We start from the raw sequence: 20,805 nt of genomic DNA, 5'->3' as shown, positions 1-20,805 counted from the left end.
CGATTCTAGCCGGCGCCGATGACCGCGGCAGCATCCGCCGGCGGGTGCCGTTGCGGCGCGGCTAAGCCTCGGCGGCACACTGGCCGGTGCGCTCGCGCGCAGCGCGCCGTCGCGGACCGCCCGTATCTTCTTCGGTTCGCCGGCGGGCCGGTGCGCTCAGAACTTGAGCACGTAGGCCACGCCGTACACCAGCGGATCGATCTGCGCGGTGCCCAGCTCGACGCCATCGACCTTGACCTTGCTGTCGATGTCGGCCCAGCGCAGGTCCACGCGCAGCGCGGACTTGTCGTTGAGCGCGAAGTCCACGCCGGTATGCAGCGCCAGGCCCCACGAGTCTTCCAGCTTCAGCTTGGTGCCGGCCAGCGCGCCGCGGGTGTCCTCGCTGAAGAAGGTGGTGTAGTTGAGGCCGGCGCCGACGAACGGCGACACCCTGCCGGCGCTGTTGAAGTGGTACTGCAGCGACACCACCGGCGGCAGGTGCTTGGTGCTGCCGACCGTGCCGACACCCTTGACGCTGATGTCGTGCTTGAACGGCAACGCGGCCAGCACTTCGATGCCCAGGTCCTGGCGCACGAAGTACTCGAAGGTGACGGTGGGCTTGATGTCGCTGTCGATGCTCAGCGGCAGCGTGCCGCCGGCGAGCTTGCCGTTGTCCGACTTCGGATTCACCTGGTGGGCGCCGACGCCGAGGGTCCAGTCGCCCTGCGCCTGCGCGAACGCCGGCGCGGCGCAGAAGGCGAGGGCGGCGGCCAGGCCGGACAGCAGCAGGGAAGAGGTCTTGCGCATGGGGGTGTTCTCGGTTGGGGTGGGCGCAGTGTCCGCAGCGCGCCGCCGTCACGCCTTGATCCTGATCAAATCCGTGCCGCGCCTGTACGCCGCAGCGGCGACGACGGTGCGGCCGGAGCGGTCCTGTTAGAATGGGATTCCCCTTCCATCCGCCGCGTCAGGCGCGGCCGCAGGAGCTACTGAACATGGCAATCAAGGTTGGCATCAACGGTTTCGGTCGCATCGGTCGCAACGTGCTGCGCTCGGCCGTGCAGAATTTCGGCGGCGAGATCGAGATCGTCGCCATCAACGATCTGCTCGAGCCCGACTACCTGGCGTACATGTTGCAGTACGACTCGGTGCACGGCCGCTTCGACGGCGAGGTGTCGGTCGACGGCAACCACCTGGTGGTCAACGGCAAGAAGATCCGCCTGACCCAGGAACGCGATCCGGCCGCGCTGAAGTGGGACGAAGTGGGCGCGGAGGTGGTGATCGAATCCACCGGCCTGTTCCTGACCAAGGAAACCGCGCAGAAGCACATCGACGCCGGCGCCAAGAAGGTGATCCTGTCGGCGCCGTCGAAGGACGACACGCCGATGTTCGTCTACGGCGTCAACGACAGCACCTACGCCGGCCAGGCGATCGTCTCCAACGCCAGTTGCACCACCAACTGCCTGGCGCCGCTGGCCAAGGTGATCAACGACAAGTGGGGCATCAAGCGCGGCCTGATGACCACTGTGCACGCGGCCACCGCCACGCAGAAGACCGTCGACGGCCCGAGCAACAAGGACTGGCGCGGCGGCCGCGGCATCCTGGAGAACATCATTCCGTCCAGCACCGGTGCGGCCAAGGCCGTGGGCGTGGTGATCCCCGAGCTCAACAAGAAGCTGACCGGCATGAGCTTCCGCGTGCCGACCTCGGACGTGTCGGTGGTCGACCTGACCGTGGAGCTGGAAAAGCCGGCGACCTACGCCGAGATCTGCGCCGAGGTGAAGGCGCAGAGCGAAGGCGCGCTGAAGGGCATCCTCGGCTACACCGAGGACAAGGTGGTGGCCACCGATTTCCGCGGCGACGCGCGCACCTCGATCTTCGACGCCGATGCCGGCATCGCGCTGGACAGCACCTTCGTCAAGCTGGTGTCCTGGTACGACAACGAATGGGGCTATTCCAACAAGTGCCTGGAAATGGTCAAGGTCGTGGCGAAGTAAGCAGCGCCCGCCGCCCACAAAAAAAGCGCCTGCGGGCGCTTTTTTTGTGGGTGCCTGCAACGGCGGGGAGAGGGCGTCGCGATGCTCACTCCGCGGCGATCTGCATGCTCTCGCCGCTGCCGGTGACGAGGACCCGGCTGCCCACGGCCAGGCCGGTGACTTCGGCGCTGGGCTTGGACACGACCACCTGCGACTTGTCGTCGAAACGGATCTTCACCATGTAGTGCGCGGCCGGCCCGGTGCCGGCGATCTTGGCGCCGACCGCTTCGCCGGCGGCCGAGCCGGCCAGTTGCCCGGTGCCCGAGCCCACTGGGCTCTTGATGCCGAGGAAGCCGCCGGCCAGGCCGCCGAGGCTGGCCGCGGCCTTGGTGATGGTCTTGGTCTTTTCCGGCACGTCGGTGTTCTTGTTCTCGATCGGTTCCAGCGCGACGATGGCGCCGTGCCGCGGCGGCGCGGCCATGGCCGATGCCGACAGCGACAGCAGCGCCGCCGCCAGTGCCGACCACGCGATGCGGACGAGCTTGTTGTTTGCGTTCATCGATATTCCCCTGTGGTTTTTGGCGGAGGCCGGCGCGTCCGGCACCCGGTGTCTACTTCCTGTTCTTCGGTCGGCCCCAGCTGCGGATGTACGGCTTGCACTTGCTGCCGGCGAAGTCGTAGCGGGTGATGATGCCTTCGGCATTGGCGACGAAGGTGATCTCGCAATGGTGCTCGGCCGGCACGAAGCTGGTCTGGCTGTGCTGATCCTGCTGGTAGATCGGCGTGCCGCGGTCGACGCCGACCAACTGCCCCTGCGTCGTCCAGTAGTCGGTGCGGTAGTGCGCTTCGGTGCCGAAGTTGTAGGTGTAGGCGGTTTCGCGGGTCTCGGTGTTTTCCGAGGTGTACAGGCCGCGGTCGACCGGCCATTGCAGCATCAGCTCGGAGGCGTCGTGGCCCAGCCAGCTGCGTGCGATTTCTTCCGGGTCGCCGAACAGCCCGGCCGAGGCCAGCGGCGCCATGGCCAGCAGGCAGGCCGCGCACATGGCGCGCAGGAGACGACTACGGGGAATGGGCATTGCGATACGTCCTTGATAGCTTGCGTCAGCGGATCCGTCTGCGACAGGCGCACCAAGAGTGCGCTGTGGCGATTTCTACCATGCCCCGCCGAGACCGGCAAGCGGCGCGCCGATGCGCGGCCGGGCGGGACGGCGGTGCATGGGGCCGACTGACCGCAGGTCCCTGCGCGGGCGCTGCGGACGAGCGGCCCTGTGCGGCCGCGGACGGCTTTGGCGGGTCGGCACAACCTGTCGCCAACGCCGCGGCTCACTTGCCGCGACGCTTGCCCGCAGCCGGGGTGGGGCGCAGCGAGGCGAGGAGTTCCGCGCGGCACACGTCGAGGATCTCGTCGGCCAGCGGGGAGTCGTCCGGGCAGGCCCGGGACATGACGATGGCGCCGAGGGCATGGGCCAGCATGTCCAGGCGCTTGGCCCGCGTTGCGCCGGTGCCTGCGCCATTGGAGGCGTCGTCCTCGCGCTCCAGCGCCGCCAGCAGGCTTTCGATGCCCGCCGCGAACGTGGCCCGGACCGCTTCCGGCTGACGTGCGGCGTCGCCGCCCAGCGCCGCCATGGTGCAGCCGGCGGCACGGGCGTCGCGATGCTTGCGCGACACGTAATGCTGCACGAACTCCTGGGTGTCGACGCCGCCCGTCTGCGCCACGGTCTGCGCGATCCCGCATGCCGCCGCTTCCGCCATCAGGTCGGCCTTGGACGGGAAGTGCTTGTAGAAGCCCCCGTGGGTGAAGCCCGCGGTCGCCATCAGGTCGGCAACGCCGATGCCGTCGTAGCCGCGCTCGCGAAACAGCGTCGATGCCGTTTCGACGATATGCGCGCGGTTCGCCTGCGCTTGAGCCTTGCTGACCTTCATGGGGTGCCTCGCTGACGTTGTCTTTCCCGGGGACAAGCATACATTGATGCTGGTCATCATCAAAATGTTGACAAGTTAGATTATGATCATCATCATAGAGCGGCTTTCATCGAACGACCCGCTCACCCGGTGTCTTCCGCCCCGCCGCCACGACCGCCGCATCGCACGCGAAAGGTCGCACTGGCTTGGCACGCATCCATCCATCGAGAACCAACACCACCATGACCGCCGCACTGTTCGAACCGTACGCCCTGGGCCCGCTGACGCTGGCCAACCGCATCGTCATGGCGCCGCTGACCCGCAACCGCGCGGGCCAAGGCCTGGTGCCCGGCGAACTGGCTGCCACCTACTACGCCCAGCGCGCCTCCGCAGGCCTGCTGATCACCGAGGCCACGCAGATCTCGGCCGATGCGCAGGGCTACCAGGACACGCCAGGCATCTATACCCCCGAGCAGGTCGAGGGTTGGCGCAGGGTCACCGATGCCGTGCACGCCAAGGGCGGGCGCATCTTCGTGCAGCTCTGGCACGTCGGCCGCGTCTCGCACGTGGACCTGCGCCCCGGGCGCACCGCGCCGGTGGCGCCGTCGGCGCTCCGCGCCGCCACCAAGACCTTCGTCAACAACGGCTTCGCCGACGTCTCCGAACCGCGCGCGCTGGCGCTCGACGAGCTGCCGGGCATCGCGGACGACTTCCGCCAAGCCGCGGCCAACGCCATCGCCGCCGGCTTCGACGGGGTGGAGCTGCACGGCGCCAACGGCTACCTGCTGGAGCAGTTCGTCAAGGACGGCGCCAACCAGCGCACCGACGCCTATGGCGGCTCCATCGAGAACCGCGCGCGCCTGCTGCTCGAGGTCGCCGCGGAGGTCGCCAAGGAGATCGGCGCCGACCGTACCGGCGTGCGCATCTCGCCGGTGTCGCCGGCCAACGGCATCTCCTGCAGCGATCCGCAGCCGCAGTACGACTACATCGCCGAGCAGCTCAGCGCGCTGGGCATCGTCTACCTGCATGTGGTGGAGGGCGCCACCGGCGGTCCGCGCGACGTGGCGCCGTTCGACTATGCCGCGTTGCGCAGTCGCTTCAAGGGCACCTATGTAGCCAACAACGGCTACGACCCGGCGCTGGCCACCGCCAGGCTTGCCGATGGCAACGCGGACCTGTTCGCCTTCGGCCGCGCGTTCATCGGCAATCCCGACCTGGTCGAGCGCCTGAAGACCGGCGCGCCGCTGGCCGCCCCGGATCCGGCCACGCTCTACGGCGGCGGCGCCAAGGGCTACACCGACTATCCGGCGCTGGCCGGGCACGGCAACTAAGCACCACCGAGCACAGGCGGCGCCATCGCGGCCCGCCGATTCCCTTACCTGAAGAGACCACTCGCATGAGCACCCCGTCCACTGTCCTCATCACCGGCGCCTCCACCGGCATCGGCGCCATCTACGCGCAGCGTTTCGCCCAGCGCGGCCACGACCTGGTCCTGGTCGCACGCGACAAATCGCGCCTGGACGCGCTCGCGGCGCGCCTGCGCGAGGAACACAAGGTCGCGGTCGATGTGCTGCAGGCCGACCTGACCACGCAGGACGACCTGGCCGCCGTGGAAACCCGGCTGCGCGACGACGCCGGCATCGGCATCCTCATCAACAACGCCGGCATGGCCCAGTCGGGCGGATTCGTCGGGCAGTCGGGCGAGAGCATCGAACGCCTGCTGACGCTCAACGTCACCGCGCTGACGCGGCTGGCGTCGGCGATCGCGCCGCGGCTGGCGCAGTCGGGCAACGGCGCGATCGTCAACATCGGTTCGGTGGTCGGCCTGGCGCCGGAGTTCGGCATGACCGTGTACGGCGCGAGCAAGGCCTTCGTGCTGTTCCTGTCGCAGGGCATGAGCCTGGAGCTGGCGCCCAAGGGCGTGTACGTGCAGGCGGTGCTGCCGGCGGCCACCCGCACCGAGATCTGGGAACGCGCGGGCATCGACGTCAACACGCTGGCCGAGGTGATGGACGTGGAAGAACTGGTCGATGCGGCGCTGGTCGGCTTCGATCGCCGCGAACGGGTGACCATCCCGCCGCTGCACGACGCCGGCCGCTGGGACGCCCTCGACGGCGCCAGGCAAGCGCTGCTGGGAAGCATCAGGCAGGCCAATGCCGCCGAACGCTATCGGCCGGCTGCCTGAAGGCCGCCGCTGCGCACCGTCGCGAACGAGGCAAACACCATGAAGACGCAGCGCGATAGCTGGGTGCTGATCACCGGCGCATCGAGTGGATTCGGCGAGGAGTTCGCCAGGCAGTACGCGCAGCGCGGCCACAGGCTGGTCCTGGTCGCGCGGCGGCTGGACCGGTTGCAGGCGCTGGCGCAGTCGTTGCGGCAGGAGCACGGCATCGACATCGTCGTCGAGCAGGTGGACCTGTCGGATATCGCGGCGGTGCGTCGGCTTCACGCCGGCTTGCACGCGCGCGGCATCGAGATCGAGGTGCTGATCAACAACGCCGGGCACGGGCTGCAGGGACCGTTCCTGGGCGGGCAACTGGAACCGGTGCTGTCGATGATCCAGCTCGACATCGCAAGCCTGACCGCGATGACGCATCTGTTCGGCCAGGACATGCGGCGGCGGCGGCGCGGCAAGATACTGCAGGTCGCGAGCATGCTGGCCTATCAAGGCGTGGAGGGATTTGCGGTGTATTCGGCCGCGAAGGCCTACGTTCTTCGTCTCGGCGAGGCGTTGCACCGGGAGTTCGCGCGCGACGGGGTCACCGTGACGACGCTGTGCCCGGGATTGACCGACACCGGCTTCGCAAGCGTCGCCCAGCAGCGGATCACGCCGCTGTTGAATACGCTCATGATGCAGGCCCCGCCGGTGGTGCGGGCCGGGATCGGCGCGCTGGACGCGGGTCGTATCAGCGTGGTGCCGGGGCTGCTCAACAGGTTGAACGTGGCCTTCATGTGGGCGACGCCGCGCTGGTTCCACCAGTCCGTGCTGTCCCGCATCCTGAACGGTTGACCGGCATGCGCCTGGGGTTCCGTTCGCTGTCGAGCCTGGCCGCGGTCCTGTTCTTCGTCATCGCCTGCATCTGGATGTTCTCGCCGGGTTCCATGCTGGCGAACTGGAACGTCGGTGTCTCGCCGCCGGCCGAGCTGGTGGCGCGAAGGGCGGCGGCGCTGTACGCGGGCATCGGGGTGATGTTGTTCATGGCAAGGAAGGCGGCGCCGTCGCCGGCACGCGCGGCACTGGTAGCGGGTATCGTCACGGCGTGTTCGTTGCTTGCGCTGCTCGGCGTCGTGGAGCTGGCCGCGGGGCATGCGGGCAGCGGGATTGCGCTGGCCGTCGTGCTCGAGGTCGCGTTCGCAGTCGCGTTTGTTTCCATCGGGGGAAGATCATGAAGGCGTTCTTCATCGAGCGTTACGGCAGCAAGCATCCGGGGCGGATCGGCCAGCTGCCCGAGCCTGAGGTGCGCGACGACGATGTGCTGGTGCAGATCCATGCGGCGAGCGTCAACGTCCTCGACGCGAAGCTGCGCAAGGGCGAGTTCAAGCTGATCCTGCCCTATCGCCTTCCGCTGATCCTGGGCAACGACCTGGCCGGCGTCGTCGTGCGTGTCGGTTCCAAGGTGCGGCGGTTCAAGCCGGGCGACGAAGTCTATGCGCGTCCGGACCAGGCGCGCATCGGCACGTTCGCGGAACGGATCGCGGTCGGCGAAAGCGCGCTGGCGCTGAAGCCCGCGAACCTGAGCATGGAGCAGGCCGCGTCCGTTCCGCTGGTCGGGCTGACCGCGTGGCAGGCGCTGGTCGAGACGGCGAAGCTGAAGCAGGGGCAGAAGGTGCTGATCCACGCCGGCTCCGGCGGCGTCGGCACGATCGCCATCCAGTTGGCCAAGCATCTGGGCGCCTTCGTGGCCACGACCACCGGCACCGGCAACGTGGAGTGGGTGAAGGCGCTCGGCGCCGACCTCGTCATCGACTACAGGACGCAGGACTTCGAGACGGTCGTGCACGGCTACGACGTCGTGCTGCACAGCCTGGGCAAGGACGTGCTGGAAAAGTCGCTGCGCGTGCTGAAGCCCGGCGGCCTGCTCATTTCCATCTCCGGGCCTCCCGACCGGGACTTCGCGGTGCAACAGGGCCTGTCCTGGCCGCTGCGGCAGGTGATCGGCATGCTGAGCGGCGGGATCCGCAGCAGGGCCAGGCGGCACGGCGCCCGCTACGCGTTTCTGTTCATGACCGCCAGCGGCGATCAGCTGCGCGCGCTCGGTGCGTTGATCGAGGCCGGCATCATCACGCCGGTCGTGGACCGGGTATTCGCGCTGGACGCCGCCGCGCAGGCCTTGGCCTACGTCGACAGCGGGCGCGCCAAGGGCAAGGTGGTGGTCAGGATCGGGCCGTCCTGAGCGCGCCGGCGGCCCGGCGCGCAGGCCGCGCTACAGCGCCTGCAGGATCAACGAATGCCAGCCGGTGCGGTAGGTCTCGTAGCCGGGCGAGGCGGCGTGGGCGACGCAATGCGGGCGCCCGCCGATGTCGCACAGCACCGCGCCGCGCGGCTGCTTGAGCAGCGCGTCGCGGCCGGGGAAGTCGATCCGCTCCTGCAACATGCGCCCTGCCGAATCGGCCAGTACCTGGCCCTGCGCATCGACGATGCACACGCGGCTGCGGCCCCACTCCTGCTCCGACAGCGGCGTGCGCTGCACCACCGTCTGCGCCAGCGCGTCCCAGCGAAACACGATGCCGAGCACGCCGAGCACGCGCCCGTCGACGCGTCCGCCGTCGCGCACCGTGCACGAGTACACCAGCACGCGCTCGCCGTCGGCCAGGGGGCTGGCGTGCACCTCCTGGAAACCGAATTCCTCGCCGCTGCGGGTGCGCGCGGCGCTCTCGAACCAGGCCTGGCCGGAGACGTCGCTGCCGGCCGAGGCGTACTGCTGCGGCCGGCCGTTGGCGAGCACGCGGCCGTCGCTGCCGGCCAGCACCAGGTCGAAGTACACAGTGTACGAATCCAGGATCTGGCCCATGCGCCGCGACGCGTAGGCCAGTTCGTCGTCGCCGCGGCCATGGCGCGCGGCGGCGACGATGGCCGCGTCGGTGGCCCACCAGCGCACGTCGCAGCTGCGCTCGTAGAGGTTGCGGTCGATCAGGTCGATGTTGCCCAGCGCCAGTTCGCTCAGCCGCGTGCGGCGCACGTCGTCCTGCAGCCGCTGCAGGGTCTGGCGCATGTCGGCGCTGGTGCTGGCGGCGACCTTGTCCAGGTCCTGGGTGGCATCGGCCACGCGCCGCGACAGCACGTCCATTTCCTGGGCGATGACGCTGAAGCCGCGCCCGGCGTGGCCGATCCGCGCCGATTCGATGCGTGCGTTCATCGAGATCACGTGGGTGGTGCGGTTGATCTCGTCGATGCGCTGCAGCGAGCGGCGCAGCTGGCCCAGCAACTGGTCGGACAGTCCGGCGACGGAGCGGATGTGGTCGTCGATCCCGACCTCGGTGGGGGTGGCAGGCAGGTTCATCGGCTCGGGTAGGTGGGGGCGGAAGAACGGCCGGCGCAGCCGGGGATAAGGGCGCTATCGGCGCGCGGCGGCGAAGCTTGAGCGGCCCCCGCCAGCGGCGCCGCGCCGCCGGGCGAGCGCCCGCGTGCCGAACTCGTCTAGCATGGGGGGGTGGATCCGGCGCCGCCGGGCCGCTGGCGCGGGTGCCGTCGCAACAGGCGCCGCGCCGTCGGGGGGAGACAAGGAGCGGGATGGAAACGCTGATCGTGGTGGTGGTGTTGGCGGTACTGGCGGTGCCGGTATTGCTGATCGTGGCGCTGGTGTCGCTGTCCGGGCTCAGGCGCCGGGTCGCGGCGCTCGAGCAGGAACTGGCGCAATGGCGCGACGGGCCTGTCGCGGCCGCGCCGGCGAACGCCTGGGAGGCCGCGCCGCTGGCGGACGCCGAGGACGCGCGCGCCGCGGCCGGGCCGGATGACGGCGACGCCGCGCCGGTCCATCCATCCGCCGCCGCAACGCCGCCAGCGCAACCGCCGCAACCGCCGCCGCTGCCATTGCCGGCGCCTTTCGCCGCCACGCCGCCGAACGCGCCCGAGCCCGAGCCCGCCGCCTACGTGCCGAGCGGCCCGGGCCCGGTCGAACGCGCGCTGGGCGCGGCCAAGCGCTGGTTCACCGAAGGCAACGTGCCGGTCAAGATCGGCATGCTGGTGCTGCTGGCCGGCGTCGCCGCGCTGCTCAAGTACGCCGGCGACCAGGGCTGGCTCAGCGTGCCGATCGAACTGCGCTATGCCGGCATCGCCGCCGCGGCGATGGCCGGGCTGGTGTTCGGCTGGCGCCAGCGCGAGCGCAAGCGCAGCTTCGCGCTGGCGCTGCAGGGCGGCGCGATCGGCGTGCTGCTGCTGACCGTGTTCGCCGCGTTCAAGCTGTCCGGGCTGCTGCCGGCCGCGCCGGCCTTCGCGCTGAGCATCGTGCTGGTGGCGAGCATGTGCGTGCTGGCGGTGATGCAGGAGTCGCGCACGCTGGCGGTGCTCGGCGTGCTCGCCGGGTTCCTGGCGCCGATCTGGCTGTCCACCGGCAGCGGCAACCACGTCGGCCTGTTCTCGTACTACGCGGTCTTGAACGCGGCGGTGCTGGCGATCGCCTGGTACCGGCCGTGGCGGGTGCTGAACCTGATCGGCTTCGCCTTCACCTTCGGCATCGGCACGCTGTGGGGCGTGCTGCAGTACCAGCCGGCGAAGTTCGCCAGCACCGAGCCGTTCCTGCTGCTGTTCTTCGCCTTCTATCTGCTGATCCCGATCCTGTACGCGCGCCGGCGGCCGGCCGATCGCCGCGATCCGATCGACGGCAGCCTGGTGTTCGGCGCGCCGTTGATCGCGTTCTCGCTGCAGGCCGGCCTGCTGCACGGCGAGCGCATGCCGCTGGCGCTGTGCGCGGTCGGCGTGGCCGCGCTGTACGCGGCGCTGGCCGCCGCGCTGATCCGCCGCGAGCGCTTCGCCGTGCTTGGCCAGGCCTACGCGTTGCTGGCGGTCGGCTTCGCCACGCTGGCGGTGCCGTTGGCGCTGTCGGCCAACGCCACCGCCAGCGTGTTCGCGCTGGAAGGCGCGGCGCTGGTGTGGCTGGGCCTGCGCCAGCAGCGCTGGCTGCCGCAGCTCAGCGGCGCGGCGTTGCAGCTGGCGGCGGCGGCCGGTTTCGTGATCGGCCTGGACCGCGCCTGGCGCGACGTCCACGCCGTGGCCAATGCGACCTGCATGAGCGCGCTGTTGCTGGCGGTCGCCGGTTTCGCCAGCGCCTGGTCGTACCGGCGCGCGGCGCGGACGCCGCCAGCGCTGGTGTACTACCTGTGGGGACTGGCGTGGTGGTGCGGCATCGGCATCGGCGAGGTCGAGCGCTTCGTCGCCGCCGACGCGCGCGCGGACGTGTGGCTGGGGTTCGCCGCGCTGAGCGGCTGGCTGGCGGCGGAAGTGCATCGGCGGCGTCCGGCGCAGGCACTGGCGGCCACCACCCTGGCCGGGCTGCTGCTGGCGTTGCCGCTGGCGGCGATGCAGGCCGCGGCGCACGGGCAGCCGTTCGCCGGCCACGGTGCCTGGGCGTGGGCGCTGTTCGCGGTACTGGGCGTGCGCAGCCTGATCTGCCTGCGCGGTGCCGGCGGCGGTATGGCGCGCGCGGCGCAGTTCGTCTGGTGGCTGGTATGGCCGCTGACGCTGTCGCTGCTCGGCGCCTGGCTGGCGCAGCGCTTCGCGCTGGCGCAGGGCTGGCAGCTGGCGCTGCTGGCGTGGCCGTGGCTGCTGGCCGTGGCGGTGTCGTTGTGGCGCTGGCCGTGGCTGGCCGCGCCGCTGGGCGCGGACTTCGAACGCTGCCGCGGCACCTTGCAAAGCAGCTATTTCGCGCTGCTGGCGCTGGGCTGGACGGTGGCGCTGGCGCTGCCCGGCGGCAGCGCGCCGCTGCCGTGGCTGCCGCTGCTCAATCCGCTGGAGCTGACCCAGGCGATCGTGCTGTTGCTGGCGGCGCACTGGCTGTGGTCGCCAGCGCCGCCGGCCGCCTTGCGCGCGTTGCGCGTGTACCTGCTGGCCGCGGCAGGCTTCCTGATGATCACCAGCGTCACCCTGCACGCGGTGCACTACTGGGGCGGCGTGGCGTGGGACGAACGGCTGCTGTCCAGCGGCGTGGCGCAGACCAGCCTGACCGTGGTCTGGAGCGTGCTCGGCGTGATCGGCTGGGTGCTGGGCTCGCGCCGCGGCCATCGCGGCCTGTGGCTGGCCGGCGCGCTGCTGATGGCGGTGGTGCTGGGCAAGCTGCTGCTGGTGGACCGCGGCAACCTGGGCAATGTCGCCGGCATCGCCTCGTTCATCGCTTACGGTCTGTTGTGCACCGTGGTGGGATATTTCGCGCCGGCGCCGCCGCGCCGCGCCGAACCGGCCGAGGAGGCCTCCGCATGAGACGTCTGATCCTGCTCGCGCTGTTGCCGGTCGCCGCGTGGGCGGCCAGCCAGCGCGAGGACTACGCGCAGCAATGGCCGTTGACCCTGCAGGATGCCGATGCCGGCGCCTACCGGGTGACGCTGGACGATGCGGTGTACCGCCGCGCGCATCTGGCCTCGCTCGGCGATGTGGAGGTGTTCAACGGCAACGGCGAGCCGGTGCCGGCGGCGCTGTTCGGCGCCGAGCAGGCGGCCGCCACGCCGCGCCAGCAGGCACTGCCGTGGTTCCCGCTGCCGGCTGGCCGCGCCGGCGCCAGCGCCGACCTGGAGTTGATCGCCGAGCGCGATGCCGACGGCAGCGTGCGCCGCATCCAGACCCGGGTGGGCAGCTCGGCGGCCGATGCGGCCGGCGCGGGGTGGCTGATCGACGCCACCGCCTTGCGCGAGCCGGTGCTGGCGCTGTCGCTGCAATGGGCGGCCGCCGACGCGCCGCGGCAGGCGCGCTACCGGGTGGAAGCCAGCGACGACCTGCGCGACTGGCAGGTGCTGGTGCCGGAGGCGACGCTGGTCGATCTGGCCAACCAGGGACAGCGCCTGCAGCAGCTGCGCATCGTGATCGGGCGCCAGGTCCGCTACCTGCGGCTGGTGCCGTTGTCGCCGGCGCCATTGCCGAGCCTGAGCGGGGTCGGCGCCGAACTGACCGCCGCGCCGGCGGCCGCCGACTGGCATTGGCAGCAGCTCGATGCGCTGCGCGCCGATGCGGCGCAGCGCAGCTTCGAATTCCAGTCGCCGGGGCGTTACCCGGTGGCGCGCGTGGACGTGGCGCTGCCCGGCAACAGCGCGATCGAATGGCGAGTGCAGAGCCGCGACGGCGCCGAAGCGCCGTGGCAGGACCGCGCCGGGCCATGGGTGGCGTTCCAGGTCGGCAAGGACAGCGACCGCTCGCCGCCGCAGGCGCTGGCCGCGCCGGTGCGCGACCGCTACTGGCGGCTGCTGGCGACGCAGGACCCGGGCAGCCAGCGCCCGGCGCTGCGCCTGGGCTATCAACCGGAGACGCTGACCTTCCTGGCGCAGGGCGCCCCGCCGTACGCGCTGGCCGCCGGCAGTGCGCGTGCGCAGCGTGCCGCGGCGCCGGTGGCCGCCACGCTGGAGGCGTTGCGCGCCCAGCGCGGCCCGCAATGGACGCCGGCCAAGGCGAGCCTGGGCGTGGCGACGCCGCTGGCGGGCGAGGCCGCGCTGCAGCCGGCGCCGCCGGTACGCGACTGGAAGGCCTGGCTGTTGTGGGCGCTGCTGATCGGTGCGGCGCTGATCGTGGTCGGCTTCGCCTTCAGCCTGCTGCGCAAGGCGCCGGCGGCCAGCGGCGGCTGATCCCGCCCGGCGTTCGCGGCCCCGCGCGATGCGTTGTGGCGCGGGCGATGCGCCCGCGAGGCACGCCCGCGATTCGTTGCGCCAGTAAGCGTGGACCCGCGATGACCTCTGCCGGGCCCGCTCCGGGTTTGCCGCATCGCCGCGAACCTCCGACAATGGCGGTCCTTCATCGCGAGGAACGTGGTCCGATGCCAGCATGCTTCGCATGGTCCGGTCTCGCTGTGTCCGGCGAGCGCGCGGCCATGGATGGCCATTCCGACGTTCCGAAGCCGCGCTGGCCGCGCCGAGCGCGGCACCGCGCCTCTCTTCTTTGCAATTCCCCCCGATAGCGAGCGACCGACAATGCCCATTTTGCGAATGACCGATCTCGATTTGTCCGGCAAGCGCGTGCTGATCCGGCAAGACCTGAACGTGCCGATCGACGACCAAGGCCGGATCACCTCCGAGCAGCGCATCGTGGCGTCGGTGCCGACGCTGAAGCTGGCGCTGCAGCAGGGCGCCGCGGTGATGGTCACCTCGCACCTGGGGCGGCCGAAGGAGGGTACCTGGAGCGCGGAGGATTCGCTGGCGCCGGTGGCCGCGCGGCTGAGCGCGCTGCTCGGCACCGAGGTGGCGCTGCGGCGCGACTGGGTCGATGGCGTGGACGTGGCGCCGGGCCAGATCGCGCTGCTGGAGAACTGCCGGATGAACGTCGGCGAGGGCAAGGACGACGAAGCCCTGGCCAGGAAGTACGCGGCGCTGTGCGACGTGTTCGTGATGGACGCGTTCGGCACCGCGCACCGCGCGCAGGCTTCCACCCACGGCGTGATCCGCTTCGCGCCGGTCGCCGCCGGTGGCCCGCTGCTGATGGCCGAGCTGGATGCGCTGGGCAAGGCGCTGCTGCATCCGGCCAAGCCGCTGCTGGCGATCGTCGCCGGCAGCAAGGTCTCGACCAAGCTGGAACTGCTGTCGAACCTGGTCGGCAAGGTCGACCAGCTGATCGTCGGCGGCGGCATCGCCAACACCTTCATCGCCGCGGCCGGATATCCGGTCGGCAAGTCGCTGTGCGAGCCGGACCTGCTGGACACCGCGCGCAAGATCGTCGCCGACGCCAACGCGCGCGGCGCGGCGATCCCGCTGCCCAGCGACGTGGTGGTGGCCAAGCAGTTCCTGCCCGAGGCGCAGGCCACGGTGAAGGCGCTGGCCGAGGTCGCCGACGACGACCTGATCCTGGACATCGGCCCGGACACCGCCGCGCACTACGCCGAGCTGATCGCCAAGGCCGGCACCGTGGTGTGGAACGGTCCGGTCGGGGTGTTCGAGTTCGATGCGTTCGGCACGGGCACGCAGACCCTGGCGCGCGCGATCGCCGCCTCGCCGGCGTTCTCGATCGCCGGCGGCGGCGACACCCTGGCCGCGGTCGACAAGTACGGCATCGCCGACCAGGTCAGCTACATCTCCACCGGCGGCGGCGCGTTCCTGGAATTCCTTGAGGGCAAGACCCTGCCGGCGGTCGCCGCGCTGGAGGCACGCGGGGCGTGAGTACCGATACGTTGTTCTTCGACCTGGACGGCACCCTGGTCGACTCGGAGGCCGGCATCGTCGGCAGCATCCTGCATGCCTTCGCGCAGATGGCGCTGCCAGCGCCGCCGGCGGACGTGCTGCGCAGCTGGATCGGCCCGCCGCTGCGCGACAGTTTCCACGCGCATTTCGACGCCGATCCGGCGCGGGTCGAGCAGGCGCTGGCGCTGTATCGCCAGCGCTACGACAGCCAGGGCTGGCGCGAACACACCGTGTTCCCGCAGATCGGCGCGGCGGTCGAGGCGCTGGTCGCCGCAGGCCACCGCCTGGCGGTGGTGACCTCGAAGAACGAGCGCTTCGCCCGGCGCATCGTCGAGACGCTGCCGTTCGGCGCGCACTTCGAGCAGGTCGTCGGCGCCAGCGACGACGGCCAGCGCCGCTTCAAGCCCGACCTGATCGCCGAGACGCTGCGGCGCCTGTCGCTGCAGGCCGACGGCTGCCGCATGATCGGCGACCGGCGCATGGACATCGAAGGCGCCAACCACCACGGCATGCGCAGCATCGGCGTACTGTGGGGCTTCGGCAGCGAGGACGAACTGCGCGCCGCCGGCGCCACCCAGCTGGCGGCGCAGCCGGCGCAACTGCCCGGCCTGGTCGACGGCTGAGCGTGGCCGAGGACGCGCGATTGTCCCCGTCCAGGACAGCGCGGCGTCAGCGGCCAAGGCCCGGCGTGTCCGCAGGACATGCCGGAATCATTCCGCGGGTATGCCACAACGAAATCGTGATGGCGACCCGCCTGTGTTAATTTCCGACTCTTTGCCCGGGAGGCTCCCCATCATGATCGAACGTCAGCGCCGCACCAAGATTCTCGCCACCCTCGGGCCGGCCACCGACCCGCCGGGCGTGCTCGAAGACCTGTTCCGCGCCGGCGTCAACGTGGTGCGGCTGAACTTCTCGCACGGCGATCCGTCCGGCCAGGCCAAGCGCGCCGCCGAAGTGCGCGCCGCGGCGCAGCGCGTGGGCAGCGAGGTGGGTATCCTCGCCGACCTGCCGGGGCCGAAGATCCGCATCGAGCGCTTCGCCAGCGGCAAGGTCTCGCTGAAGGCCGGCGCGCGCTTCGACCTGGTCGCCGACGCCAACGCGCCGGCCGGCGACGAGAACCAGGTCGGGGTCAGCTACCTGGGCCTGCCCAACGACGTGAAGCCGGGCGACGTGCTGCTGCTCGACGACGGCCTGCTGCAGTTGCAGGTGGTCGAGGTGCAGGGCGAGCGCATCGTCAGCACCGTGCTCAACGACGGCGTGCTGTCCGACCGCAAGGGCCTGAACAAGCAGGGCGGCGGCCTGTCGCTGGGCGCGCTGACCGAGCGCGACAAGGAACTGATCGGCATCGTCGCCAAGATCGGCGTCGATTTCATCGCGGTGTCGTTCTGCCGTAACGCGCAGGACATGCACGACGCGCGGCGCATCGCCGAGCAGCACGGCTGCTATGCCGCGCTGGTGTCGAAGATCGAGCGCACCGAGGCGATCGAGAACCTGACCGAGATCGTCGAGGCCAGCGACGTGGTGATGGTCGCGCGCGGCGACCTGGGCGTGGAGATCGGCGACGCCGAGCTGCCCGGCCTGCAGAAGAAGATCATCCGCGAATCGCTGGCGCAGAACAAAGTGGTGATCACCGCCACGCAGATGCTGCAGTCGATGGTCGAGAACCCGATCCCGACCCGCGCCGAGGTGCTGGACGTGGCCAACGCGGTGATCGACGGCACCGATGCGGTGATGCTGTCGGCCGAAACCGCCGCTGGCGCCTACCCGGTCAAGGCGGTGCAGGCGATGGCGCGGATCTGCCTGGGCGCCGAGCGCCAGTTCGAGATGGACACCGACTTCGAGGCCGCGCAGCGCAACCTGCAGCGCGCCGACCAGGCGATCGCGATGGCGACGATGTTCCTGTCCGAGCACGTGGGCCTGGGCGGCGTGGTCGCGCTGACCGAATCCGGCGGCACGCCGCGCTTCCTGTCGCGCTTCCGCTCCAAGATGCCGATCTACGCCTTCACCCGCCACGACGGCGCGCGCCGCGGCATGGCGATGATGCGCGGCGTGTTCCCGATCAACTTCGACAGCCGCGGACTGACCCCGCGCGAGGCCGCGCGCGCGGCGATCCGCCTGCTGGTCGAGGCCGAGCGCATGGGCCCGGGCGATCGCGTGGTGTTCACCAGCGGCGAGCACATGGAGACCCACGGCGCGACCAACACGCTGCGCCTGCTCGAGGTGGGCCCGGACGGCCGCGCCAGCGGTCTGGGCGAGCTGTAACGCCCGCGGCCCCGGTGCCGCAACGGATGGCCGCGCGCTGCCCAGGCAGCGCGCGGCTTTTTTTTGCGCCGATGGCGCAACGCGCGCACGTCTCCGCTTCGTCTACCGCGTGGAAACGGTTGCAAGCATTCCGTGAAGGAATGGCTGCGCCGCCGCGGGATATACTTCGGTTTTCCCCCGTGCCATAGGAACTCCATGAGCATCGAACAGCTTGCCGAAACCGCACAGGCGATGGTCGCCCCGGGCAAGGGCATCATCGCGATCGACGAATCCACCAGCACGATCGCCAAGCGCTTCGCCGGCGTCGGCATCGAGAACGTCGAAGAGAACCGCCGCGCCTACCGCGAGTTGCTGCTGACCACGCCGAAGCTGAGCGACTACATCTCCGGCGCGATCCTGTTCGACGAGACCATCCGCCAGAAGACCAAGGACGGCGTGCCGTTCGCCAAGTACATGGCCGAGCACGGCATCATCCCCGGCATCAAGGTCGACAAGGGCGCGCAGCCGCTGGCCGGCATGCCCGGCGAGCTGGTCACCGAGGGCCTGGACGGCCTGCGCGCGCGCCTGGAGGAGTACTACAAGCTCGGCGCGCGTTTCGCCAAGTGGCGCGCGGTGATCACCATCGGCGAGGACATCCCGTCCGGCGTGTGCATCGAGACCAACGCGCATGCGCTGGCGCGCTATGCGGCGCTGTGCCAGGAGCAGGGCCTGGTGCCGATGGTCGAGCCGGAGGTGCTGATGGACGGCGACCACGACATCGAGACCTGCTACGAAGTGACCGAAGCCACGCTGCGCTCGCTGTTCGGCGCGCTGTACGAGCAGAACGTGGTGCTCGAAGGCACCATCCTGAAGGCGTCGATGGTCATCGCCGGCAAGGACTGCGACGAGCAGGCCAGCGTCGAGGAAGTGGCCGAGTCCACCGTGATGTGCCTGAAGAGCACCGTGCCGGCGATCCTGCCCGGCATCGTGTTCCTGTCCGGCGGCCAGACCGACGAGCAGTCCACCGCGCACCTGAACGCGATGAACCAGCTCGGCAACCTGCCGTGGCCGCTGAGCTTCTCCTACGGCCGTGCGATGCAGCAGGCCGCGCTGAAGCTGTGGTCGCAGGACATGAAGGGCAATTTCGCCAAGGCGCAGCAGGTGATCTACGAGCGCGCCAAGGAGAACGGCCTGGCCGCGCTGGGCAAGTGGCAGGGCTGAGTCCGGCGCCGCCGCTGGAGTGAGCGAGAACGCCGGCAAATGCCGGCGTTCTTCGTTTTCGGGACGCCTCATCGCGTTTGGCGTTATCGCGTGTCCTGCCGAGCCAGCCACTCCTCTCGGCGCACGTTTCGATCAACGCACCTTGCCCAGCCGCTGGACGAGGTAGTCGACGAAGCAGCGGACCCGTGCCGGCGTGTGCGTGCCGCCGACGAACACCGCATGGACCTCCTCGCCGTCGCCCGGGTTGAACGCCTCCAGGAGCGCCACGAGCTGGCCGGCCTGGATCGCGTCCTCCGCCGTTTCGGCGCACACCCGCGCGATCCCGAGGCCTTCGATGGCCAACTGGCGTTGCGTCTCGCCATTGTTGGTTTCCACGCTGCCCTTGATCGGCAGCGCGTAGTCGCGCCCGTCCTTGCGGAAGGGCCAGGTCGGAGCGGCGCGCTTGAAGTTGAAGCCGATGCAGTCGTGCCCGTGCAGGTCCTCGGGGACGACCGGCGTACCGCGGCGCGCGAGATAGTCGGGCGAGGCCACGATCAGCTTGTGGGTCTGGGCAAGCTTGCGTGCCGTGAGCGGGCTGTCGGGGAGCGGGCCCAGGCGCACCGCGACGTCCGCCTGGCCGGCGGCGATGTCGATCACGGCATCGGTGGAGATCACCTCGAGCAGGATGCCGGGGTGGCGCTGGAGGAAATCGCGCAGAAGCGGCACCACGAACATCCGTCCGTAGGTGAGCGAGAGGCTCACGCGCAGGCGCCCCTTCGGCGAGCTCTGGTCGGCGATCAGCTGTTCGGTTTCGCGCAGGTCCGCCAGGATCCGCCGCGCGGAGGACAGATAGGTCGCGCCTTCCGGGGTCAACGTCAGCGACCGGGTCGTCCGCAGCAACAGGCGGACGCCGAGGCGGGCTTCGATCCGGTCGACGACCCGGGTGACGGACGACGGCGCCAGCTTCAGCCGTCGTCCCGCCGCCGAGAAACTCCCGGCCTCGGCCACCAGGGTAAAGACTTCCAGTTCGCCAGCGATGTCCATGGGGCAATTGTGCGAAAAACGCAAAGGTGTTGACGGCCTTTTTAGTATAGACACGAGGCGCGACCGGTCTCTATCGTTGCGTTGGCCGAAAGACTCGAGTTCCAGCCCCATGGACGTACCGCTCGCCAACCGACGTGGCGGTCACCGCTGAGCGATGAGGTGAACAATGGTCTCGCCCTACACGATCGACATTCCAGATGCACGGCTCGCCAGCATCCAGGCGAAAGTGGACGCCTACGACTGGCGCCAACTCGCGGACGCCGGAGGATGGAGCGCAGGCGTCGGGATCGACGACCTCAAGCGGCTCGTCGCCTACTGGCGGGACCGCTACGATTGGCGGGCGATCGAACGGCGCCTCAACCAGCTGCCCAACTTCGCCACCGAGGTCGAGGGCGAGCGCCTGCATTTCGTCCATCTGCGCGGCGACGGATCCAAGCCGCCGCTTCTGCTCCTGCACGGCTGGCCGGGGTCGTATCTTGAATTCGAGCGGCTCCTCGCGCCTCTGGCGGCGGACGGGCACGACGTCGTGGTTCCGTCCCTCCCGGGCTTCGCTTTTTCCACGCCGATCACCGGCATCATCGGTCCGCGCCGGGCCGCCGAGCTCATGCACGGGCTGATGGTCCGGCTGTTCGGCCAAGCCCGCTACCTCGTCCAGGGCGGCGACTGGGGCGCGCATATCGGCAGTTGGATGGCGTTCCTGCGGCCCGACGCGCTGCTCGGCTTGCACATCAACATGGTGAGCATCTTCGCCAGCGACGCCACGGCCACGACCGCGCAGGAGAAGGACCTGATCGCCCGCCGCGACGCCATCCTCGATCTGGAGACCGGCTACGCGCACGAGCAGCGCACGCGCCCGCAGACCCTGGGCGTCGCGATGGCCGACAGCCCGGTCGGCGTGGCAGGCTGGATACTGGAGAAGATCGGCAAGTGGGCCGATCTTCCGACCCGGGCCGATGGCGGCCCGGACATCTGGAGCAAGTTCTCGGAAGAGGAACTGCTCACCGACATCATGCTGTATGTCGCGCCGGCGGCCGCCGTGACCTCGACCTGGATCTATCACGGCCAGCGGCGGGAGGGGTCGGACCCTGAGGTATCCCCACGTTTTCCCGAGTAGGATCAACCGGCTAACGGCGGCCCGGCTGGAAACAGGTGCGCGCATGGC

19 protein-coding genes are annotated in these 20,805 nt (G+C 70.2%); 13 read left to right on the top strand and 6 right to left on the bottom strand.

The window, feature by feature from the left end:
• Window positions 1–156: 156 nt before the first annotated feature.
• Window positions 157–786 carry an OmpW/AlkL family protein gene (locus JR065_RS18295; RefSeq protein ID WP_206235820.1) on the bottom strand — a complete coding sequence of 210 codons (630 nt, stop codon included), beginning with the start codon at window positions 784–786 and terminating at the stop codon, window positions 157–159.
• Between the two features lie 185 nt (window positions 787–971).
• On the opposite strand from JR065_RS18295, the gene gap reads away from it, so the two are divergent.
• On the top strand, window positions 972–1,973 hold the full coding sequence (gene gap / locus JR065_RS18290; RefSeq protein WP_206235819.1) for a type I glyceraldehyde-3-phosphate dehydrogenase: 1,002 nt from the start codon (window positions 972–974) through the stop codon (window positions 1,971–1,973).
• Between the two features lie 85 nt (window positions 1,974–2,058).
• On the opposite strand, the gene JR065_RS18285 is transcribed toward gap, so the two are convergent.
• The 3 genes from JR065_RS18285 to JR065_RS18275 all read right to left on the bottom strand — a co-directional run bounded on the left by JR065_RS18285 (window position 2,059) and on the right by JR065_RS18275 (window position 3,875).
• Complete coding sequence (locus JR065_RS18285) at window positions 2,059–2,433, bottom strand: hypothetical protein (RefSeq protein WP_206235867.1); 375 nt, start codon at window positions 2,431–2,433, stop codon at window positions 2,059–2,061.
• Between the two features lie 130 nt (window positions 2,434–2,563).
• Complete coding sequence (locus tag JR065_RS18280) at window positions 2,564–3,028, bottom strand: hypothetical protein (protein WP_206235818.1); 465 nt, start codon at window positions 3,026–3,028, stop codon at window positions 2,564–2,566.
• Window positions 3,029–3,275: 247 nt separating this feature from the next.
• A complete protein-coding gene (locus JR065_RS18275; RefSeq protein ID WP_206235816.1) occupies window positions 3,276–3,875 on the bottom strand; it encodes a TetR/AcrR family transcriptional regulator in 600 nt (199 codons plus the stop codon).
• Between the two features lie 221 nt (window positions 3,876–4,096).
• Between JR065_RS18275 and JR065_RS18270 the strand changes: the two genes are divergently transcribed.
• The 5 genes from JR065_RS18270 to JR065_RS18250 all read left to right on the top strand — a co-directional run bounded on the left by JR065_RS18270 (window position 4,097) and on the right by JR065_RS18250 (window position 8,248).
• Entirely contained in the window at window positions 4,097–5,185 is a 1,089-nt protein-coding gene (locus JR065_RS18270) for an alkene reductase (protein ID WP_206235815.1), read from the top strand.
• Between the two features lie 65 nt (window positions 5,186–5,250).
• Window positions 5,251–6,039 (top strand): SDR family NAD(P)-dependent oxidoreductase, encoded by a 789-nt coding sequence (locus JR065_RS18265; protein ID WP_206235814.1) that lies wholly within the window; start codon window positions 5,251–5,253, stop codon window positions 6,037–6,039.
• A gap of 39 nt (window positions 6,040–6,078) precedes the next feature.
• The gene (locus JR065_RS18260) at window positions 6,079–6,864 is read left to right on the top strand and encodes an SDR family NAD(P)-dependent oxidoreductase (protein ID WP_206235812.1); all 786 of its coding nucleotides are present in this window, start codon (window positions 6,079–6,081) and stop codon (window positions 6,862–6,864) included.
• A 5-nt stretch (window positions 6,865–6,869) separates the two neighbouring features.
• A complete protein-coding gene (locus JR065_RS18255; protein WP_206235810.1) occupies window positions 6,870–7,244 on the top strand; it encodes a hypothetical protein in 375 nt (124 codons plus the stop codon).
• Window positions 7,241–8,248: an NADP-dependent oxidoreductase gene (locus JR065_RS18250; RefSeq protein WP_206235809.1), complete on the top strand. Its 1,008-nt coding sequence runs from the start codon at window positions 7,241–7,243 to the stop codon at window positions 8,246–8,248. Before JR065_RS18255 ends, JR065_RS18250 begins: the two co-directional genes overlap by 4 nt.
• A 30-nt stretch (window positions 8,249–8,278) precedes the next feature.
• Here JR065_RS18250 and JR065_RS18245 read toward each other — a convergent pair whose 3' ends face one another.
• Entirely contained in the window at window positions 8,279–9,355 is a 1,077-nt protein-coding gene (locus JR065_RS18245) for a methyl-accepting chemotaxis protein (protein WP_206235807.1), read from the bottom strand.
• A 230-nt stretch (window positions 9,356–9,585) separates the two neighbouring features.
• Between JR065_RS18245 and JR065_RS18240 the strand changes: the two genes are divergently transcribed.
• The 6 genes from JR065_RS18240 to JR065_RS18215 all read left to right on the top strand — a co-directional run bounded on the left by JR065_RS18240 (window position 9,586) and on the right by JR065_RS18215 (window position 18,620).
• Window positions 9,586–12,267, top strand: a complete 2,682-nt coding sequence (locus JR065_RS18240; protein ID WP_206235806.1) for a DUF2339 domain-containing protein — start codon at window positions 9,586–9,588, stop codon at window positions 12,265–12,267.
• The gene (locus JR065_RS18235; protein WP_206235805.1) at window positions 12,264–13,616 is read left to right on the top strand and encodes a DUF3999 domain-containing protein; all 1,353 of its coding nucleotides are present in this window, start codon (window positions 12,264–12,266) and stop codon (window positions 13,614–13,616) included. Before JR065_RS18240 ends, JR065_RS18235 begins: the two co-directional genes overlap by 4 nt.
• Window positions 13,617–13,958: 342 nt before the next feature.
• A complete protein-coding gene (locus JR065_RS18230) occupies window positions 13,959–15,137 on the top strand; it encodes a phosphoglycerate kinase (protein ID WP_206235803.1) in 1,179 nt (392 codons plus the stop codon).
• Window positions 15,134–15,781 carry an HAD hydrolase-like protein gene (locus JR065_RS18225; RefSeq protein ID WP_206235802.1) on the top strand — a complete coding sequence of 216 codons (648 nt, stop codon included), beginning with the start codon at window positions 15,134–15,136 and terminating at the stop codon, window positions 15,779–15,781. The genes JR065_RS18230 and JR065_RS18225 overlap by 4 nt, the downstream gene beginning before the upstream one ends.
• Window positions 15,782–15,953: 172 nt before the next feature.
• Window positions 15,954–17,420: a pyruvate kinase gene (pyk, locus tag JR065_RS18220; RefSeq protein ID WP_206235801.1), complete on the top strand. Its 1,467-nt coding sequence runs from the start codon at window positions 15,954–15,956 to the stop codon at window positions 17,418–17,420.
• Window positions 17,421–17,615: 195 nt separating this feature from the next.
• Window positions 17,616–18,620 (top strand): class I fructose-bisphosphate aldolase, encoded by a 1,005-nt coding sequence (locus JR065_RS18215; RefSeq protein WP_206235800.1) that lies wholly within the window; start codon window positions 17,616–17,618, stop codon window positions 18,618–18,620.
• Window positions 18,621–18,752: 132 nt separating this feature from the next.
• On the opposite strand, the gene JR065_RS18210 is transcribed toward JR065_RS18215, so the two are convergent.
• Window positions 18,753–19,643 carry a LysR substrate-binding domain-containing protein gene (locus JR065_RS18210; RefSeq protein ID WP_206235799.1) on the bottom strand — a complete coding sequence of 297 codons (891 nt, stop codon included), beginning with the start codon at window positions 19,641–19,643 and terminating at the stop codon, window positions 18,753–18,755.
• A 166-nt stretch (window positions 19,644–19,809) separates the two neighbouring features.
• Here JR065_RS18210 and JR065_RS18205 point away from each other — a divergent pair, with 166 nt between their 5' ends.
• Entirely contained in the window at window positions 19,810–20,757 is a 948-nt protein-coding gene (locus tag JR065_RS18205) for an epoxide hydrolase family protein (protein WP_206235798.1), read from the top strand.
• Window positions 20,758–20,805 lie beyond the last annotated feature (48 nt).

Origin of the sequence: Xanthomonas sp. (genome assembly GCF_017163755.1) — a bacterium.
In the GTDB taxonomy this organism is placed as follows: domain Bacteria; phylum Pseudomonadota; class Gammaproteobacteria; order Xanthomonadales; family Xanthomonadaceae; genus Xanthomonas_A.
Note: the sequence above shows the minus strand (reverse complement) of the source record. Positions and strands in the feature narration are given on the sequence as shown.

What these genes read in the sequence shown, in the direction of transcription:
- JR065_RS18295 (WP_206235820.1), bottom strand. Translation starts at nt 786, where the DNA reads ATGCGCAAGACCTCTTCCCTGCTGCTGTCCGGCCTGGCCGCCGCCCTC.
- gap (WP_206235819.1), top strand. Translation starts at nt 972, where the DNA reads ATGGCAATCAAGGTTGGCATCAACGGTTTCGGTCGCATCGGTCGCAAC.
- JR065_RS18285 (WP_206235867.1), bottom strand. Translation starts at nt 2,433, where the DNA reads ATGGCCGCGCCGCCGCGGCACGGCGCCATCGTCGCGCTGGAACCGATC.
- JR065_RS18280 (WP_206235818.1), bottom strand. Translation starts at nt 3,028, where the DNA reads ATGCCCATTCCCCGTAGTCGTCTCCTGCGCGCCATGTGCGCGGCCTGC.
- JR065_RS18275 (WP_206235816.1), bottom strand. Translation starts at nt 3,875, where the DNA reads ATGAAGGTCAGCAAGGCTCAAGCGCAGGCGAACCGCGCGCATATCGTC.
- JR065_RS18270 (WP_206235815.1), top strand. Translation starts at nt 4,097, where the DNA reads ATGACCGCCGCACTGTTCGAACCGTACGCCCTGGGCCCGCTGACGCTG.
- JR065_RS18265 (WP_206235814.1), top strand. Translation starts at nt 5,251, where the DNA reads ATGAGCACCCCGTCCACTGTCCTCATCACCGGCGCCTCCACCGGCATC.
- JR065_RS18260 (WP_206235812.1), top strand. Translation starts at nt 6,079, where the DNA reads ATGAAGACGCAGCGCGATAGCTGGGTGCTGATCACCGGCGCATCGAGT.
- JR065_RS18255 (WP_206235810.1), top strand. Translation starts at nt 6,870, where the DNA reads ATGCGCCTGGGGTTCCGTTCGCTGTCGAGCCTGGCCGCGGTCCTGTTC.
- JR065_RS18250 (WP_206235809.1), top strand. Translation starts at nt 7,241, where the DNA reads ATGAAGGCGTTCTTCATCGAGCGTTACGGCAGCAAGCATCCGGGGCGG.
- JR065_RS18245 (WP_206235807.1), bottom strand. Translation starts at nt 9,355, where the DNA reads ATGAACCTGCCTGCCACCCCCACCGAGGTCGGGATCGACGACCACATC.
- JR065_RS18240 (WP_206235806.1), top strand. Translation starts at nt 9,586, where the DNA reads ATGGAAACGCTGATCGTGGTGGTGGTGTTGGCGGTACTGGCGGTGCCG.
- JR065_RS18235 (WP_206235805.1), top strand. Translation starts at nt 12,264, where the DNA reads ATGAGACGTCTGATCCTGCTCGCGCTGTTGCCGGTCGCCGCGTGGGCG.
- JR065_RS18230 (WP_206235803.1), top strand. Translation starts at nt 13,959, where the DNA reads ATGCCCATTTTGCGAATGACCGATCTCGATTTGTCCGGCAAGCGCGTG.
- pyk (WP_206235801.1), top strand. Translation starts at nt 15,954, where the DNA reads ATGATCGAACGTCAGCGCCGCACCAAGATTCTCGCCACCCTCGGGCCG.
- JR065_RS18215 (WP_206235800.1), top strand. Translation starts at nt 17,616, where the DNA reads ATGAGCATCGAACAGCTTGCCGAAACCGCACAGGCGATGGTCGCCCCG.
- JR065_RS18210 (WP_206235799.1), bottom strand. Translation starts at nt 19,643, where the DNA reads ATGGACATCGCTGGCGAACTGGAAGTCTTTACCCTGGTGGCCGAGGCC.
- JR065_RS18205 (WP_206235798.1), top strand. Translation starts at nt 19,810, where the DNA reads ATGGTCTCGCCCTACACGATCGACATTCCAGATGCACGGCTCGCCAGC.